The 18762-nt window shown below is 36.1% G+C and carries 17 protein-coding genes and 1 pseudogene; 16 read left to right on the forward strand and 2 right to left on the reverse strand.

The features are described from left to right. Positions 1-90 precede the first annotated feature (90 nt). The 16 genes from O9307_RS10160 to umuD all read left to right on the forward strand — a co-directional run bounded on the left by O9307_RS10160 (position 91) and on the right by umuD (position 15720). On the forward strand, positions 91-621 hold the full coding sequence (locus tag O9307_RS10160) for an NAD(P)H-dependent oxidoreductase subunit E (RefSeq protein WP_298298597.1): 531 nt from the start codon (positions 91-93) through the stop codon (positions 619-621). A gap of 1 nt (position 622) precedes the next feature. Then, a complete protein-coding gene (gene nuoF, locus O9307_RS10165; RefSeq protein ID WP_298298600.1) occupies positions 623-1990 on the forward strand; it encodes an NADH-quinone oxidoreductase subunit NuoF in 1368 nt (455 codons plus the stop codon). Positions 1991-2042: 52 nt separating this feature from the next. After that, positions 2043-3095 carry a 2Fe-2S iron-sulfur cluster-binding protein gene (locus O9307_RS10170; protein WP_298298603.1) on the forward strand — a complete coding sequence of 351 codons (1053 nt, stop codon included), beginning with the start codon at positions 2043-2045 and terminating at the stop codon, positions 3093-3095. Continuing rightward, positions 3088-4140, forward strand: a complete 1053-nt coding sequence (nuoH, locus tag O9307_RS10175) for an NADH-quinone oxidoreductase subunit NuoH (RefSeq protein WP_064715345.1) — start codon at positions 3088-3090, stop codon at positions 4138-4140. The genes O9307_RS10170 and nuoH overlap by 8 nt, the downstream gene beginning before the upstream one ends. A gap of 110 nt (positions 4141-4250) precedes the next feature. Further along, entirely contained in the window at positions 4251-4796 is a 546-nt protein-coding gene (locus O9307_RS10180) for an NADH-quinone oxidoreductase subunit I (protein ID WP_298298607.1), read from the forward strand. Further along, complete coding sequence (locus O9307_RS10185; protein ID WP_064715343.1) at positions 4796-5308, forward strand: NADH-quinone oxidoreductase subunit J; 513 nt, start codon at positions 4796-4798, stop codon at positions 5306-5308. Before O9307_RS10180 ends, O9307_RS10185 begins: the two co-directional genes overlap by 1 nt. Position 5309: 1 nt before the next feature. Next, positions 5310-5630 (forward strand): NADH-quinone oxidoreductase subunit NuoK, encoded by a 321-nt coding sequence (gene nuoK / locus O9307_RS10190; protein WP_064715342.1) that lies wholly within the window; start codon positions 5310-5312, stop codon positions 5628-5630. Positions 5631-5636: 6 nt separating this feature from the next. Continuing rightward, positions 5637-7520, forward strand: a complete 1884-nt coding sequence (nuoL, locus tag O9307_RS10195; protein WP_298298614.1) for an NADH-quinone oxidoreductase subunit L — start codon at positions 5637-5639, stop codon at positions 7518-7520. A 12-nt stretch (positions 7521-7532) separates the two neighbouring features. Beyond that, complete coding sequence (locus O9307_RS10200) at positions 7533-8972, forward strand: NADH-quinone oxidoreductase subunit M (protein WP_298298617.1); 1440 nt, start codon at positions 7533-7535, stop codon at positions 8970-8972. A gap of 35 nt (positions 8973-9007) precedes the next feature. Continuing rightward, positions 9008-9376 carry a four helix bundle protein gene (locus O9307_RS10205; protein ID WP_298298620.1) on the forward strand — a complete coding sequence of 123 codons (369 nt, stop codon included), beginning with the start codon at positions 9008-9010 and terminating at the stop codon, positions 9374-9376. 73 nt (positions 9377-9449) lie between these two features. Next, positions 9450-10817 (forward strand): NADH-quinone oxidoreductase subunit N, encoded by a 1368-nt coding sequence (locus O9307_RS10210; protein WP_298298623.1) that lies wholly within the window; start codon positions 9450-9452, stop codon positions 10815-10817. Between the two features lie 129 nt (positions 10818-10946). Further along, complete coding sequence (locus O9307_RS10215; RefSeq protein ID WP_298298626.1) at positions 10947-11654, forward strand: DsbA family oxidoreductase; 708 nt, start codon at positions 10947-10949, stop codon at positions 11652-11654. A gap of 6 nt (positions 11655-11660) precedes the next feature. Continuing rightward, positions 11661-12647, forward strand: a complete 987-nt coding sequence (locus O9307_RS10220; RefSeq protein ID WP_298298629.1) for a Gfo/Idh/MocA family oxidoreductase — start codon at positions 11661-11663, stop codon at positions 12645-12647. Between the two features lie 63 nt (positions 12648-12710). After that, positions 12711-13928, forward strand: coding sequence for a patatin-like phospholipase family protein (locus O9307_RS10225; protein WP_298298631.1), 1218 nt, complete (start codon positions 12711-12713; stop codon positions 13926-13928). Between the two features lie 86 nt (positions 13929-14014). Continuing rightward, complete coding sequence (locus O9307_RS10230; protein ID WP_298298634.1) at positions 14015-15289, forward strand: Y-family DNA polymerase; 1275 nt, start codon at positions 14015-14017, stop codon at positions 15287-15289. Next, on the forward strand, positions 15280-15720 hold the full coding sequence (gene umuD, locus O9307_RS10235; protein ID WP_298298636.1) for a translesion error-prone DNA polymerase V autoproteolytic subunit: 441 nt from the start codon (positions 15280-15282) through the stop codon (positions 15718-15720). The genes O9307_RS10230 and umuD overlap by 10 nt, the downstream gene beginning before the upstream one ends. A 292-nt stretch (positions 15721-16012) precedes the next feature. Here umuD and O9307_RS10240 read toward each other — a convergent pair whose 3' ends face one another. Together O9307_RS10240 and galE are read right to left on the reverse strand one after the other, a co-directional pair. Then, entirely contained in the window at positions 16013-17701 is a 1689-nt protein-coding gene (locus O9307_RS10240) for a sodium/solute symporter (protein WP_298298639.1), read from the reverse strand. A 48-nt stretch (positions 17702-17749) separates the two neighbouring features. Then, positions 17750-18762: pseudogene (gene galE / locus O9307_RS10245) on the reverse strand (UDP-glucose 4-epimerase GalE).

Genomic DNA, 18762 nt, shown 5'->3' on the forward strand with positions numbered 1-18762 from the left:
ATTAGAAACAGAAATAAAATGAATTCATATTTTCAATAATTAATTTATAACTCGGCTCCCTTCCCTTTGGGGAGGGCTGGGGTGGGGCTTATGGAAAGAAAACATTACAATCAAGAAATAAACATGACTGAAGCATTGATGGAACGCATCAATGAACTAATCAGTCATTATCCTGAAGACAAAAGAAAATCAGCACTATTGCCTGTTTTGCATGAAGTTCAAGATGCTCATGACAATTGGTTAAGCATTGAACTACAGAATAAAGTAGCTGAAATTCTTCACATCAAACCCATTGAAGTCTATGAGGTGGTTACTTTTTACACCATGTTCAATCAAAGACCTGTTGGGAAATACATGTTTGAATTTTGCCAAACTTCGCCTTGTTGCTTGAATGGTGTAGAAAATTTAATGGACTACACTTGTGATAAATTAGGTGTTAAAGTTGGAGAACCAACTGCTGATGGATTGTTTGAAGTAAGAGGTGTAGAATGTTTGGGAGCTTGTGGTTATGCGCCAATGATGCAACTAGGTGACTTCTACAAAGAACATTTGACTGAAGAAAAAATCGATCAAATCATTACGGATTGCCGAGATAATAAAATAATATTACACGATAAATAAGATGTCACAAAAAATATTATTAGACAAAATCAATATTCCAGGAATAAAAACCTACGAAGTCTATCGTGCGAATGGAGGCTACGCTTCTGTGGAGAAAGCTTTAAAAACATTAACACCTGACGAAGTAGTTGAGGAAGTAAAAACTTCTGGACTTAGAGGTCGTGGTGGAGCGGGATTCCCAGCGGGTATGAAGTGGAGTTTTATCGATAAAAAATCAGGTAAACCACGTCATTTAGTTTGTAATGCTGACGAATCTGAGCCAGGAACCTTCAAAGATCGTTTCTTAATGGAATATATTCCTCACTTGTTAATTGAAGGGATGATTACTTCTAGTTATGCACTAGGCGCTAATCGTTCTTACATCTACATTCGTGGAGAATACATGTGGGTTTACAAAATTTTAGAAAGAGCCATTGCTGAAGCAAAAGCGGCAGGATGGTTAGGAAAAAACATATTAGGAACAGGCTACGATTTAGAGCTACACGTTCATTGTGGTGGTGGAGCTTATATTTGTGGAGAAGAAACTGCTCTTATTGAATCTTTAGAAGGAAAACGTGGTAATCCACGTATCAAACCACCTTTCCCTGCGGTTTCTGGTCTTTGGGCTAATCCAACCGTAGTTAACAATGTGGAAACTATTGCTGCAGTGCCTTGGATTGTAAACAATTCAGGAGCTGATTATGCTAAAATAGGTGTAGGAAGATCTACAGGAACAAAACTAATCTCAGCTTCTGGACATATCAAAAATCCAGGAGTTTATGAAATAGAACTAGGATTAAGCGTATACGAATTCATGAATTCTGATGAATATTTAGGAGGAATGAGCTCTGACCGTCCTTTGAAAGCATTTGTACCAGGAGGAAGTTCGGTGCCAATTTTGCCAGCTAACTTAATCTATAAAACCGCTGCAGGTGAAGACCGATTGATGACGTATGAGTCATTGAGCGATGGTGGTTTTGCTACGGGTTCTATGTTAGGTTCTGGTGGATTCATCGTATATAATGACACTAGTTGTATTGTTAGAAATACTTGGAATTTTTCTCGTTTCTACCACCATGAAAGTTGTGGTCAATGTACACCTTGCCGTGAAGGTACGGGTTGGTTAGAAAAAGTATTGCACCGTATCGAAAACGGACACGGACGCGAAGAAGATATTGATTTGTTGTTGAGTATTCAGAGCAAAATCGAAGGAAACACTATTTGTCCATTAGGTGATGCGGCTTCTTGGCCAGTAGCTGCTGCTATTCGCCATTTTAGAGACGAATTTGAATACCATATTCGTTTCCCAGAAAAAATAAAAAACAGAGATCATTTTGTTGCAGAACCTTTTGAACAGGTTAAGCACTTAGTTGGTAAAGTAACCTTATAGTTAAAAGTTAAAAAATCAAAAAAGTATTTTTTTGACATTAAGACCAAAAAAAATGAAAGTAACAATAGACGGTCAGTCCATAGAAGTAGAACCAGGAACAACCATCCTTCAAGCCGCTCGTATGATTGGTGGAGATGTAGTTCCGCCAGCGATGTGTTATTATTCTAAACTAAAAGGAAGCGGTGGTAAATGCCGTTGTTGTTTAGTTGAAGTATCCAAAGGAAGTGAAGCTGACCCAAGACCCATGCCAAAATTAATGGCCTCTTGTGTAACAGGCTGTATGGACGGAATGGAAGTAAACAGCAAATCTTCTGAAAGAGTTACCGAAGCTAGAAAAGCGGTAACGGAGTTTTTACTCATCAACCACCCATTGGATTGTCCAATATGTGACCAAGCAGGAGAATGTGATTTACAGAACTTAAGCTTTGAACACGGGAAATCACAAACTCGTTATATTGAAGAAAAAAGAACATTTGAACCTGAAAATATTGGTCCAAATATTCAACTACATATGAATCGTTGCATTTTGTGCCAAAGATGCGTACAAGTTGCCGACCAACTAACAGACAATCGCGTACACGGTGTATTAGACAGAGGTGACCATGCTAATATCTCAACTTGTATTTCTAAAGCGATTGACAATGAATTCTCAGGAAACATGATTGATGTATGTCCTGTTGGAGCATTGACTGATAAAACCTTCCGTTTCAAATCGAGAGTTTGGTTTAACAAACCTTTTAATGCACACAGAGAATGTACTACTCCAGGATGTTGTGGTAAAACTACCGTTTGGATGTTTGGTGGCGAAATTCAACGTGTGACTGGAAGAAAAGACGAGTACCACGAAGTAGAAGACTTTATTTGCAACACTTGTCGTTTTGATAAGAAAGATGTAAATGATTGGGTAATTGAAGGACCAAGAGTGTTTGAAAAAGACTCTGTAATCAACCAAAACAATTACACTAAAACCGAAAAAGTAATCATCAATACAGAAGAAAACATCTTATTAGGTAGAGCTCAAGACCGTAAAAAAATCAGTATGGCTGAGATTGATTACAATGAAAAAATTGATGGCAACTTAATAGATTCGAACAAAAATGGATAGTACTTTTATAATAGAAAAAAGTGTTGTAATCGTAGTTGTATTTGCAATTACTATGCTTGTGGCTATGTATTCTACATGGGCAGAACGTAAAGTTGCAGCATTTTTACAAGACCGTGTTGGACCCAACAGAGCTGGATGGGGTGGTTTATTTCAACCTTTGGCTGATGGTTTGAAACTTTTTGCTAAAGAAGAATTTGAACCTAATACACCAAACCGCTTTTTGTTTTTTGTAGGTCCTGGCATTGCGATGGGAACTGCTTTAATGACAAGTGCTGTTATTCCTTGGGGCGACCGTTTGCATCTTTTTGGAAAAGACATTTTACTACAAGCTACAGATATCAATATTGGCCTTTTATACTTTTTTGGAGTAGTTTCAATTGGAGTATACGGAATTATGATTGGTGGATGGGCTTCTAATAATAAATTCTCATTGATGGGAGCTGTTCGTGCAGCCTCACAAATGGTTTCTTATGAAGTTGCTATGGGATTATCCATGATTGCTTTATTGATGATGACAGGAACTTTGAGTTTAAGAGAAATTTCAGCTCAACAAGCAGGAATGAACTGGAATGTGTTTTATCAACCATTATCGTTCTTAATCTTTTTGATTTGCGCTTTTGCAGAAAGTAACCGTACACCATTTGACTTACCAGAATGTGAGAGCGAATTGATTGGTGGTTACCACACGGAATATTCTTCTATGAAAATGGGATTCTACTTATTTGCTGAATATGCTAATATGTTTATCTCATCGACTATATTGTCTATTTTGTTCTTTGGTGGCTACAATTATCCAGGAATGGCGTATGCTGTTGAAAACTGGGGAGTGAATATTGGTAATATTATCGGAATAGTTGTTTTATTTGCAAAAATATTCGGATTCATCTTTTTCTACATGTGGGTAAGATGGACGATACCAAGATTTAGATACGACCAATTGATGCATTTAGGTTGGAGAATTTTGATTCCACTTTCGATTATCAATATTATCATTACTGGAATTGTTATTTTGAGAGCAGATATTGCTGCTTATTTAGGATTCTAATTTAATTACGAAGAGCCCTAGCCCTGATAGTAGCGGCATCCTTTTATTTTTTCCTTTAAAAAATAAAAGATATAGCGGATAGCAGGATTAGCTTTAAATAAAAACAAAAAATGTCAATAGAAACTATATCATTATCGGGTAGAAAAAAGATGGTTTCCAATAAGGAGATGACCTTTTTGGAGCGTATGTATCTTGTGGCGATTGTAAAAGGTTTAATCATTACAATCCAACACTTCTTTAAAAAGAAAGCCACGATTCATTACCCAGAACAAGTGCGTACTATGAGTCCGGTTTACAGAGGACAGCACATGTTGAAAAGAGATGAACAAGGTAGAGAAAACTGTACTGCGTGTGGATTATGTGCTTTGTCATGTCCTGCTGAAGCCATTACGATGAAAGCTGCAGAACGCAAACCAGATGAAAAACACTTGTATCGTGAAGAAAAATATGCCGAAATCTACGAAATCAATATGTTGCGTTGTATTTTCTGTGGTTTGTGCGAAGAGGCTTGTCCTAAAGATGCTATTTATTTAACCCTTTCAAAAGAATTAGTTCCTGCTAATTACGACAGAGAAGACTTTATTTTTGGAAAAGATAAATTGGTAATGCCTTTAGAAATGGCGATTAAAAATACTCAACTTCAAAACGCTAACTAATGTCTACAGTACTCCTCGTTTTTTGCCTGTTAGGCTTTATTACATTGGCCAGTGCCTTTCTTACGGTTTTTAGCCGAAATCCAATACACAGTGCTATTTACTTAGTGATTTGTTTCTTCTCGATTGCAGGTCATTATTTATTATTGAATGCTCAATTTTTAGCCATAGTTCATATCATTGTTTACTCTGGTGCGATTATGATTTTGTTCTTATTTACCATCATGTTAATGAATTTGAATAAGGAAGATGAAGTACATAAACCAAGAATTACACGCTTAGGTGCCATTGTTTCGTTTTGTTTAGTATGCTTGGTATTGATTGCCATTTTTACCAATTCAAAACCAATTGTTGGAGAATATGTAGCTACTGGTGAAGATTACCAATCCATCAATGTATTAGGTAAAATTCTATTAAACGAATATATGGTTCCGTTTGAATTCGCCTCTATTTTGTTATTGACAGCTATGATAGGAACGGTTCTATTGTCTAAAAAAGAAAAATTAGAAAAGTAAGATGAATAATATTTTAAACCAGATTGGTATCGAAAACTACATCTTTTTAAGTGTCATACTTTTTTGTATCGGCATCTTTGGAGTTTTATACAGACGAAATGCCATCATTGTTTTCATGTCAATTGAGATTATGCTGAATGCTGTGAATTTACTCTTTGTAGCTTTCTCTACGTATCACCAAGATGCGCAAGGACAAGTTTTTGTGTTTTTCTCAATGGCGGTAGCGGCAGCAGAAGTAGCTGTTGGACTTGCGATTTTAGTTTCTATTTTTAGAAATCTAGGGTCGATTAGTATCGATAATTTAAAAAACTTAAAAGGATAAATGGAAATGAATACCAACATAGCATTAGTCTTAGTTCTAGCTCCTTTAGTAGGCTTTTTAATCAATGTGTTTTTTGGAAAAAATTTAGGAAAAACAGTTTCTGGAACTCTTGGCACACTTTCAGTGTTTGTGTCTTTTATTGGAGCTTGCTACTTTTTTGGTGGTCTCTCAGCTTCAAAAGAAGCGATACAAATTTCATTATTTGATTGGATTCAGATAGGAACATTTAAAATTGATTTAGGTTTTTTAATTGACCAACTTTCAGTATTGTGGTTGCTTTTTGTGACGGGTATTGGTTCGTTGATACATTTATACTCTATTAGTTATATGCACGATGATGAAAATATGCACAAGTTTTTTGCGTATTTGAATCTGTTTGTGTTTTTCATGATTACTCTAGTTATTGGAAGTAACTTATTGGTTTTATTCATTGGATGGGAAGGCGTTGGACTTTGCTCCTACTTACTTATTGGTTTTTGGTATAAAAATCAAGACTACAATGATGCAGCCAAAAAAGCTTTCATTATGAATAGAATTGGTGACTTAGGTTTATTAATTGGAATCTTTATTTTAGGAAGACAATTCAATACTTTAGATTACACTTCTTTGAAAACTATTATTTCTGGTGCTTCAGAAATCAACTTATATGCTGTTGCAGTAGCTGCTTTTGCTCTATTTATTGGAGCTTGTGGTAAATCGGCACAGATTCCGTTATACACTTGGTTACCTGATGCGATGGCTGGACCAACGCCAGTTTCGGCTTTGATTCACGCTGCAACGATGGTAACTGCGGGTATCTTTATGATTACTCGTTTGAATTTCATCTTTGATTTAGCTCCTGACGTTCAAAACATCATCGCAATAGTAGGTGCTATAACATCTCTTGTAGCAGCAACTATTGGATTAGCACAAAATGATATCAAAAAAGTATTGGCATATTCTACCGTTTCTCAATTGGGATTAATGTTCTTGGCTTTGGGATTAGGCGCTTATGAAGTTGCCGTTTTCCATGTTATCACTCACGCCTTTTTCAAAGCTTGTTTGTTCTTAGGTTCTGGTTCTGTTATTCATGCTTTACACGGGGAACAAGACATGCGCAATATGGGTGGTTTACGTAAAGTTATGCCAGTAACTTTCATCACGATGTTGGTATCTTCTCTAGCGATTTCAGGTGTTCCTTTGTTTTCAGGGTTTTTCTCTAAAGATGAGATTTTATTAACTGCTTTTCACCATAACATTCCTTTATGGGTAATTGGTTCTGTGGCGTCTATTATGACTGCTTTTTATATGTTCCGTTTGCTTTTCTTAACTTTCTTCAAAGAATTTAGAGGAACCGAAGAACAAAAACATCACTTACACGAAAGTCCAGCCTTGATTACTGTTCCGTTGATTATATTAGCTATTCTAGCGACTTTTGGTGGATTGATAAGCTTGCCTGGAAACAGCTGGTTGAACCATTATCTAATTCCAATACTACCAAAATTAGCAACCGCTGAACATCATTTGGGTACAACAGAATATACTTTAATGGCTATTGCAGTAATTGGAGGAATTGTAGGTATTGCAATTGCTTACTTCAAATACATCAAAAACGATACAGTTCCGCCAGCGGATGCTGAAATCACTGGATTTACAAAAGTTGTGTACAACAAATATTATGTAGATGAGTTGTATGATACGCTTTTTGTAAAAACTACTAATACTTTGTCTCGCTTCTTTAGAGATTATGTTGAAACAGGTATTTCTAGCTTTGTTTTTGGTCTTGGAAAAGTAACTAACGAATTAGGATTTTATGGAAGAAAAGTACAAAATGGAAGTGTAGGTTTATACCTTTTTGCTTTTGTTTTAGGGCTTTGCGCGATTATTTCCTTTTTATTTTTAGCACAATAATACACACATACTATGAACGTATCTCTTATATTACTATTACTTTTAATTGGCGCTTTAGTCACTTATTTGGCTGGTGACAAACTCGCTTCAAAGGTAGCCTTGTTGTTTGGACTAGGTACATTTGGAGCCTCTATTGTGCTTTTGAATCAGTATAATGCCGTTGAAAACATTAGTTTAATAGCGAACTGGATTAATCAACCTAAAGTGGTTTTTGCTCTAAAAGCAGATGGATTATCATTAGCTATGCTTTTATTAACTACTGCATTAACTCCTATAATTATTTATTCTTCTTTTGGAAATGACCTAAAAAATGCCAAATCATTTTATGCCTTAGTTTTATTTATGGCTTTTGCGATGGTGGGTACGTTTTTAGCCTCAGACGGTCTTTTGTACTATATCTTTTGGGAATTGGCTTTATTACCTATTTACTTTATAGCTTTAGTTTGGGGTAATGGTGATGCAGAGGAACGCAAAAAAGCTGTCGTTAAATTCTTTATCTATACACTTGCAGGTTCCTTGTTTATGTTGGTTGCCTTTGTTTATATGTACCAACAAGCGGGAAGCTTTTTACTAGAAGATTTATATAAATTAAACTTAACTGCTTCTGAACAAAAATGGATTTTCCTAGCTTTCTTCGGAGCTTATGCTATCAAAATACCTTTAATTCCTTTTCATACTTGGCAAGCCAATGTGTACCAAAAAGCACCAACTGTTGGTACCATGTTACTTTCAGGTATTATGCTAAAAATGGGATTGTACAGCGTACTGCGTTGGCAATTACCATTATCTAGAATTGCAGCTAAAGAATATATGCCAATTTTTATCGCTATCGGTATTGCTGGTGTTGTTTATGGCTCAATTGTAGCGCTAAGACAAAAGGATTTAAAAAAATTATTGGCTTATTCTTCCTTAGCTCACGTTGGGTTAATCGCTGCTGGTGCTTACACTTTAACTATCGATGGATTTAGAGGAGCTGTTTTACAAATGATTGCTCACGGATTTGTAGTGGTAGGCCTTTTCTTTGCTGCTGAAATCATTTATAGAAGATATGAAACAAGAGCCATTTCAGAAATGGGTGGTATTCGTGCATTAGCACCAAAATTTACCTCTTTGTTTTTAATTTTAGTTTTGGCCTCTGTTGCTTTACCAACTACTTTCAACTTTGTTGGGGAATTCACCGTTTTGTATAGCTTATCTCAAATCAATATTTGGTTTGCAATATTAGGTGGTACAACCATTATTTTTGGAGCTTATTATATGCTTAAAATGTTCCAATATGTTATGCTTGGTGAAACGAATACCAAAACGTTTTATCCTCTTTCATTAAGCGAAACCATAACGTTAGTAAGTATAGTTGCCGTACTGTTCTTTTTTGGATTGTATCCAAAACCAATTACAGACTTAATCACACCAAGTCTAGAAGAAATTTTAACACAAATCAACAAGATTTAGGAATTTTATAATTTAGGAATTAGGATTTTTTAAAAATGACAAAAGAGGAACTTAAAAATAGAACCAAACAATTTGCTTTGGATGTTTTTAAATTTTTAATGAGTCTAGAGAAAACAAAAGCAAATGATGTAGTCTCTTTTCAACTTTTTAAATCATCATCATCGGTTGCAGCGAATTACAGAGCTGTTTGTAGAGGAAAATCAGATGCTGACTTTTTAAACAAACTAAAAATTGTAGATGAAGAAGCAGATGAAAGTTTATTTTGGTTAGAATTTATAAAGGGTTTAGAAGTACCGTGTGATAAAATAGTATTAGATTCACTAATAAAAGAAGCAAATGAATTAGTATCAATTTTTTCAGCAGCTATAAAAACAATAAAAGAAAAAAATAACAGTAAAAAATAGGACTTTTGAGAAAGTGAAATTAAATGCTACATTTAAAATCCTAAATCAAAAATCCTGAATCAAAAAATCAAAAATGAATACATTAATAGCTATAATAGGATTAGGTGTTTTATGCCTTTTATTTGAAATTCTTGATTTCAGAAAAGCAATTATTCCTGTAACCATCATTGGATTATTAGGTGTACTTGGCTTAACCGTTGCCGATTACAATGCACCTGCTTCTTATTACAACAATATGATTTCGGTCAATAATTTCTCTGTTACTTTTTCGAGTTTATTTATTGTACTTACCATATTTTTAGTCGCATTAAGCCATAATTTTTACGAAAATCATCAGACAAAATTATCTGATTTTATTGCCATAAAAATATTCTTATTATCTGGAGCTGTTGCAATGGTTTCTTTTGGCAACTTAGCCATGTTCTTTTTAGGCATTGAAGTTTTATCTATTTCATTATACATCCTTGCAGCGAGTAACCGTATGAACTTGAAAAGCAATGAAGCTGGTATGAAATACTTCTTGATGGGTTCTTTTGCTTCGGGTATCATTCTTTTTGGTATTTGTCTTGTTTACGGAGCTATGGGAAGTTTTGATATTTCCGAAATCAGTCAAATGTCTCAATCTGCAGAGTTACCAATTTGGTTCCCTATAGGTATCGTTCTATTAACCATTGGAATGTTATTTAAAATTGCAGCTGTACCTTTCCATTTTTGGGCACCAGATGTTTATGAAGGTTCTCCATCTATGACAACTGCTACTATGAGTACCTTAGCTAAGGTTGTAGCAATGGCTACTTTATTTAAATTGCTAACGGCTTTGAATGCCGATTTAAATTATAACTTCCAATTGGTGATTGTTATTATTTCTATTGCTTCAATGACAGTAGGTAACATAATGGCATTAAAACAAAGCAATGTAAAACGTATGTTGGCCTTTTCAGGTATATCACACGCTGGTTTTATGATTATGACTTTGTTAAGCGTAGGAACTTCTGCTGGAAGTTTATTGTACTATGCTACTGCATATTCGTTGGCAGGTATTGGTGCTTTTAGCGTGCTACTTTACGTATGCAAAAACCAAAACAACGAAGACATTACCAATTTCCAAGGTTTAGGTAAAACCAATCCGCTATTGGCAGCTGTTTTAACGGGTTCATTATTGTCTATGGCAGGTATTCCTATCTTTTCTGGTTTCTTCGCTAAATTGGCTTTATTCAATCAAACTATTGATGCTGGTTACTTAGTTGTCGTAATTGTTGCCGTAATTAACTCTATCATAAGTGTGGGGTACTATTTCAAATTAATTTTAGCGATGTACAGCAAAGAGCCAAACGAAACAAGAACTGGAAAACCATTTTTGATTTATGCTGTGGCTATTGTTTCATTGTTATTAAACATAGCGCTAGGACTTTTCCCTTCCCTAGTGATGGATTTGATTTAAAACCGAATTCAATATAAATTACAACCGTCTCCAATGTACTTTTGAGACGGTTTTTTTTTTGTAATAAATAGTTTAAAAACGAAGCTTTGCTTTGAAATCAGTTATTTTTGCATCACTAAATAAAATAAGATGTCATCACCCATAACCATACAAATTTGGTCTGATATTATGTGTCCGTTTTGTTACATCGGAAAACGAAGACTAGAATCAGCCATTGCACAATTCGAATTTAAAAATGCCGTAACTGTAGAGTGGAAAAGTTTTCAATTAGACGCTAACTTCGTTGCCACGAAAGAAGATAGTTTGGTTGAACATTTAGCAGAAAAGTACAGAAAAGATACCGATTGGGCACAACAAATGCTAGATGATATGACACAGAATGCTAAAAACGCAGGTCTGGATTTTCACTTTGAAAAAGCTAAAATGGCGAATTCCTATAATGCGCATCGTTTGTTGCATTTGGCCAAAGAAAACGAAGTCGCTGATTCGTTAAAAGAGTTGTTATTCAAAGCCTATCTTACCGTCGGATTGGACATCAACAACATTGCCGTACTAACTACTTTAGGGAAAGAAGTTGGACTGGAAGAAGAAAGCGTAAACTCAGTTCTCTCCTCAGATAGGTTTGGTGATGCCGTTAGAAAAGACCAACAAGAAGCACAAGCCATAGGCGTGCAAGGAGTTCCTTTCTTTGTTTTGAATAATAAATATGCCATTTCTGGAGCACAATATCCTGAAACTTTTTTGAATGCCTTGAAACAAATTTGGGAAGAAGTAGAAAACACTAGCATCAACACGGAAGCAGCTAATTCTTGTTGTGGCATAGACGGATGCAATTAAAAGGCAATGGATATAAAAAATAAAACAATCCGCTGGGGAATTATTGGTTGCGGAAATGTAACCGAAATTAAAAGTGGCCCCGCCTATCAAAAAACAGAAGGTTTTACCATCGGAGCTGTGATGCGACGTGATGAAGAAAAAGCGGCTGATTATGCCAAAAGACATGGCATAGCCAAATACTACACCGATGCTGATGCCCTAATCAACGACCCTGAAATAGATGCGGTTTATATTGCAACGCCACCAGATGTTCATAAATTCTATGGCCTAAAAGTAGCCGAAGCCGGAAAACCCTGTTGCATAGAAAAACCATTAGCGCCTAACTATAAAGATTGTGTTGCCGTCACTGAAGCATTTGCTGCTAAAAACATTCCTCTATTTGTTGCCTATTACAGACGTACTTTGCCAAGATTTGAGCAAATAAAAGAATGGATAAACAGTCATAAAATTGGCACCATTAGACACCTTCATTGGCATTTGAGCAAACCCACCTCAGCACAAGACCTTTCTGGAGATTACAATTGGAGAACTGATAGTAAAATTGCTACAGGAGGCTATTTTGATGATTTGGCCAGTCACGGATTGGATTTGTTTGTGCATTATTTTGGAACCATAACTAATGTTTCGGGAATTAGTCTCAACCAACAAGGGCTATACACCGCAAAAGATGCCGCAACAGCTTGCTGGCTCCATCAATCAGGTATAACTGGAAGTGGTTGTTGGAATTTTGGCACTTTAAAACGAGAAGACAAAGTAGAAATTTTTGGAAGCGAGGGCAAAATTGTTTTTTCGATTTTTGAAAACGACCCTATTCTACTCACAACATCAGAAAGCACAACAGCACACGAAATAGCACACCCTGAAAACATTCAACTGTATCATGTACAACAAATGAGAGAGCACTTATTAGGTCGTTCACAACATCCCTCAACGGGAGCAACAGCTACTCATACCAACTGGGTTATGGATCAAATTGTTGGAAATGAAATATAAAAAAATCATTTTTTGAGTATTTTTATATCGCTCTAATCCTATCTATTAACCAAACCAACCACAATGGCAAAAGTAAACGGATCAAAAATGCCAACCTCAAGAAAAAAGGCCTTTGAAACACTCAACATCAACCCCAACAAAAGAGCAATTTTATGCTTAGATGGTGGCGGGATGAGAGGAATTTTAACCCTTCAACTGCTCAAAAAATTAGAAGAAACCGCTGGAATTCCATGTTTTGAATTGTTTGATATGGTTTCAGGAACTTCTACTGGAGGCATCATCGCGGGACTCATAGCTTCTGGCTATACCGCAGCAGCGATAGAAGAGAAATACAGTACATTAATCGAAGAAGTATTTGACAAAAAACCTTTGGGAGACCGTTTTGTAAATCCGCCAAAATACCTAAAAGGCAATTACCGAAAGTTACTTTTTAAAGAAATTCAAAATACTACTTTAGCCGAAAGTTGTGCCAAAACCGATATTGATTTGATGATTACGGCGCACGATATGACCGCTTCTGAAGAGACTTTTTTTAGTTGTTTCAAGCAAAAAGACGGTAGCTATTATGGTACCTACAAAGACGTATTACTCCGTGCCGTACTCGAAGCCACTATGAGTGCTCCTACTTATTTCAATCCACTAGAGCGTTTTGTAGATGGTGGAACGACTACCTACAACAATCCTGTTCTTGCTGGATTTATGGAAGCCATTTCCTATAGCTTTCCCAAAGGCAAAGAAAAAGATTCTGCTTATGATATCACCAAATTATGCATTTTCAGTTTTGGCACCGGAATCTCCAGACAGTTTGTACAACCCGATGCAACTCTCAAAATCAAGGGGCTGGATATTACCTTTTGGCTGGAATGGCTTATGACACAAATGGGTCAAGATTCCAGCGCTATGCAAGTAAACACCTTACGCTCTCCAATAATTAATAAAATTATTGATTTTCGCCGATTCCAAATTTCATTAGACCCTCTCTCTATCAAAAAAATACCGAACACCGACGGATTAGACCCCAAAAAATATCCTTCAAAATGGTTGCACGATGTAGATTATTCCATCTTGAACTCAATTGATATGGCCGATATTAATCGTTTTGATTTGATGCAAGTCATTGGTCAACAAATGGCCGAATACATCATTCAAAAAGGCGGCGCTTTTCAAAAAGATTTGGTCGACAGCAACAACAACGACGCTTTGGTGACTACGTTTGGCGACATCGAAAGGATTCAAAAACAAATGAGCGACCCCAATTGGTTGGATAATTTTCACGCCTAAAAGGAGTGATTGTAACTTATCAACAGCCACAAAAAATTAACTATCGTTAGCAACATACAGCCACACGAATGTTGTAAATTCGCTTCATGTATGCTTTAGTTGATTGCAATAATTTCTATGCTTCTTGCGAACGTGTTTTTCAGCCGAAACTCAACGGAAAACCGGTTGTGATATTATCCAATAACGATGGTTGTGTGATTTCTAGAAGTAACGAAGCTAAAGCTATTGGCATTCCTATGGGCGCACCTGCCTTTCAAATCAAAGACTTGATCAAAGAGAAAGAAGTAGCTGTCTTTTCTTCGAATTATCCTTTGTACGGCGATTTGAGTAATCGAGTGATGAATATTTTGAATCAGTTCACCCCGAATATTGAAATATACAGCATAGACGAAGCATTCATGAATTTTGATGGACTTTCGATTGAGGACTACCACAGCTACGGAATTCAAATGAAAAACCGCATACAAAAATGGGTAGGAATACCGGTTTGCATTGGCTTTGCCGAAACCAAAGCTCTATCAAAAGTTGCGAATAAAATTGCTAAAAAATTTCAAGAGCGCACCAAAGGCGTCTATGTTATTGACTCCGAAGAAAAACGCATCAAAGCCTTAAAATGGACCAAAATTGAAGACGTTTGGGGCATTGGGTATCGCACGACCAAAAAAGCCAAACTGCGCAACATACAAACAGCACTGGATTTTATACAACCACAACACGAAGCTTGGATTAAGAAAGAAATGGGCGTTGTTGGCCTTAGATTAAAACAGGAATTAGAAGGCAAATCGGTGCTGGATTTAGAACCTGTTGTTGTCCAAAAAAAGAGCATTGCCACCACAAGAAGCTTTCCAAAACAGATCGCAGCATTTGATTTACTTAGAGAGCGCATCGCTACTTTTGCAGCAGTTTGTGCCGAAAAATTACGCAAACAACATTCGTGTTGCCATACCGTTATCGTGATGTTAGTCATTGACAAGCATTCGGTTACTGCCTCAAAATACTATTTCAACAAAGCCATAACATTACCTTACGGAAGCAATTCGACACTAACTATTTCCAATGCAGCCATCCAAATACTGAAAGAATTACATCAGGGAAACGAAGGCATTACGTTTAAAAAAGCGGGGGTAATTGTCACCGAATTGATTGACGAAAACAAAAAACAATTGCACTTGTTCGAAGAGGAAAACCCCAAACATTTGGCTTTGATGCAAACTATCGATCAGCTCAATCGCAAAATTGGAACGACCAAAGTCAAATTGGCTACTCAAAATTTGAGTCTGACTTGGAATATGAATCAAAATTATTTGTCCCCAAAATACACTACAAGGTTTAAAGAAATACTCGAAATACAATGTCTGTAAACACAAAACAAAAACTCACTTTCTTCCGTCCAGACTTTGACAGTGAACTAAGAATACCGTATATCAATGAGGGTGTTTCGGCAGGATTTCCTTCGCCGGCAGCAGATTTTATGGAAACCAACATTGATTTAAACAAAGAATTGAGCGAAAATCCTTTGGCTACTTTTTACATCAAAGTCAAAGGCAACTCTATGATTGATGCAGGTATCAATGACAAAGATGTATTGGTCGTTGACCGAAGTTTGGAACCCAAAAACAATAAAATTGCAATTTGCTGTGTTGACGGTGAATTTACCGTAAAACGCATTCAAGTAGAGAAGGATTGTATGTATTTACTACCCGAAAATCCCAGCTACAAACCCATTTTAGTTACCGAAGAAAACCAATTAATCATTTGGGGAATGGTAACTTATGTGATTAAAAAAGTATAAATTAACCCATTGGATAAAATTCATTTATACCACATAGAAGCATAGGATCTATAGCTTTTTAATAGAAATAAATAGACGTTTTACTATTCACATAGCTCATCTGTATGAAAAATGGTGCTATTTCTGTTTTTTCTACGTTGATTTACTTTAAACTATGATTTTAGTCTACACTGGGGTATCTAAATGAGGTTAATTCTATTTTAAGAAACTCATATTTCAATTCGTTACCACAAAAAAAAGGTGAAATCAAAACTTGAATTCCACCTTTTTAAAAAACTAACTACATTTATTTTTACCAGAAAATAGTATACAGCGCCACTAATAAACCAACAATTATAAGCGTACCAACTGCAAAACCATTAGAGACTTTAAACATTTTAGTATCAACTTCTAATCCTTTACTCACTATACCTCGCTTTTCATCCCACAAACTAATTACAACCATTAATAAAACACACAGTATAAACACAAATCCCATTCTATCTATGAATGGAATTTCAAAAGCCATAGTTTTGTCTTTTTGTTCCACCAAAGTAGCGAAACCGTAGTCACTTAAAAATTCTAAATTGACCAACTGAGGTAAAAATTTGAAAATCACTGACAATACAAAACCACCTATCGTCGCAAATAAAGCCGCATTAGAACTTGTTTTTTTCCAAAAGAAACCTAAGATAAACATGGCAAAAATACCCGGACTCACAAAACCAGTGTATTCTTGAATGAACTCAAAGCCTCCTTTTTTATCAATACCTAAAAAGGGAGCGATTACTGCGGCTACCAACATGGCTACAACAACCGTGATTTTACCTATACGAACCAATTCCTTTTCAGAAGCTTCAGTGTTTATTTTTTTCTTAAAAATATCTAAGGTAAAAATGGTAGCAATACTATTTACTTTTCCTGCCAATGATGCTACCACCGCAGCCGTCAAAGCCGCAAAAGATAATCCCTTAAGACCTACAGGTAATAAATTCAACAATACAGGATATGATTTGTCAGGATTTAAAATACCGTCAGCGTCTAGCATCTCTGTTTGTAATCCGCCTTTCATGTGAATCACATAAGCTGCTATACCAGGAAGTACAACAATAATTGGCATCAATAATTTTAAGAAACCCGCAAATAAAATTCCGCTTCGAGCGGTTTGCAAATCTGCTCCCAAAGCACGTTGGGTAATATATTGGTTACAACCCCAATAATTCAAATTCACAATCCACATTCCTCCCAAAAGGACGGTTAAACCTGGTAAGCTAGGATAATTAGGATTATTACGATCAAATATCATATGAAAATGATCTCCAGATTGGTCGAACATATAATTGAAACCTTCGACCATACCAGTTTGTCCATTGAGTTCTGCAACTTTATTCAAAGCTAAATAGGTAGTTACTAATCCTCCGAAAATCAAAAAAACTACTTGAATTACATCGGTATATCCAATAACTTTCATTCCTCCTAGAGCAATAACGATTGCGAAAAAAGCCAAAGCATACATACACAAATCCAATTGAATTCCAGAAATTCCATTAATAGCCAAAGCTCCTAGATATAAAATGGAAGTAAGGTTTACAATCACATACAAAAGCAACCAAAAAACAGCCATAATCATGGCCACATTACCATTATAACGTTGACTCAAAAATTGAGGCATCGTATAAATTTTATTCTTGAGATACACAGGAATAAAGAAAACTGCAACAATAATCAAGGTCAAAGCAGCCATCCATTCGTAAGTAGCGATAGCCAAACCCATTTTGAAACCATTACCAGACATAGCAATGAATTGTTCCGAAGAAATATTAGAAGCAATCAAAGAGGTGCCAATTGCCCACCACGTAAGAGAACCTTCTGCTAAAAAATAATCGTGTGATGCTGATATCGACTGAACCTGCTTACGTTTGTAAACATAATAGCCATAGCCTGCAACGATAAAAAAATAGAATAAAAAAACTAGATAATCATATAGTTGTAATGCATTCATTGGGTAATTTATTATTTGGTTATTATTTTCTTTTTGGCAGTTATAAAATTATTTTCTACTCTTTTGTTCCCATTTCCAAGCGCTTTCGATGGCTTCTTCAAGGGTTGCGACTGTTTTCCAGCCTAGTACAGTATTGGCTTTTTCGGTATTAGCATAGGCTTCGGTTACATCGCCTTCACGTCGTGGTACAATGGTATACGGCAACTTTTGTCCACTCACTTTTTCAAAAGCCGTAATCACTTCGAGCACAGAACTTCCTTTGCCTGTTCCTAAATTGAATACCTCTAATGCCGTTTCATTTTTCTTATCCAACAAACGTTGCAAAGCCACTACATGCGCCTTGGCCAAATCTACTACGTGAATGTAATCTCGCACACATGTACCGTCAACCGTAGGATAATCATTGCCATAGACGGACAGCTCTTTGCGCAAGCCCATTCCGGTTTGTGTAATAAAAGGGACTAAATTTTGAGGAACTCCGATAGGTAACTCTCCAATTTCGGTAGAAGGATGCGCTCCAATTGGATTGAAGTAACGCAATAAAATAGCATTGAGCCCACTTACTTTGGCCACATCGGCAATGATTTCTTCTCCAATTTGTTTGGTATTTCCATAAGGAGACATAGCAGCTTGAATCGGTGTAGTTTCAGCAATAGGCATCACTTCGGCTTGACCATAAACCGTGCAAGAAGAACTAAAAATAAAATGAGCTACTGGCTTTTTTGCAATTCTTGCAAAAGATAAACCAAAGAAGCAATGTTGTTCTCGTAATACAATAAAGGATTTTGCACACTCTCGCCCACCGCCTTTGAGGCTGCGAAGTGAATCACTCCTGAAACCTCAGTGTATTTGGTAAAAAAAGCTTGTACTGCCGCTTTTTCTCTTAAATCAATTGGTTCAAAAATAGGCTGTTTTCCGGTGATTCTTTCAATTCCACCCAAAACATCAATAGACGAATTCGATAAATTATCAATCACGATTACTTCATATCCTACATTTTGTAGTTCGACCACCGTATGCGAACCTATAAATCCTAAACCTCCTGTGACTACTATTTGCAT

It is taken from the genome of Flavobacterium sp. (assembly GCF_027531905.1).
GTDB lineage: Bacteria > Bacteroidota > Bacteroidia > Flavobacteriales > Flavobacteriaceae > Flavobacterium.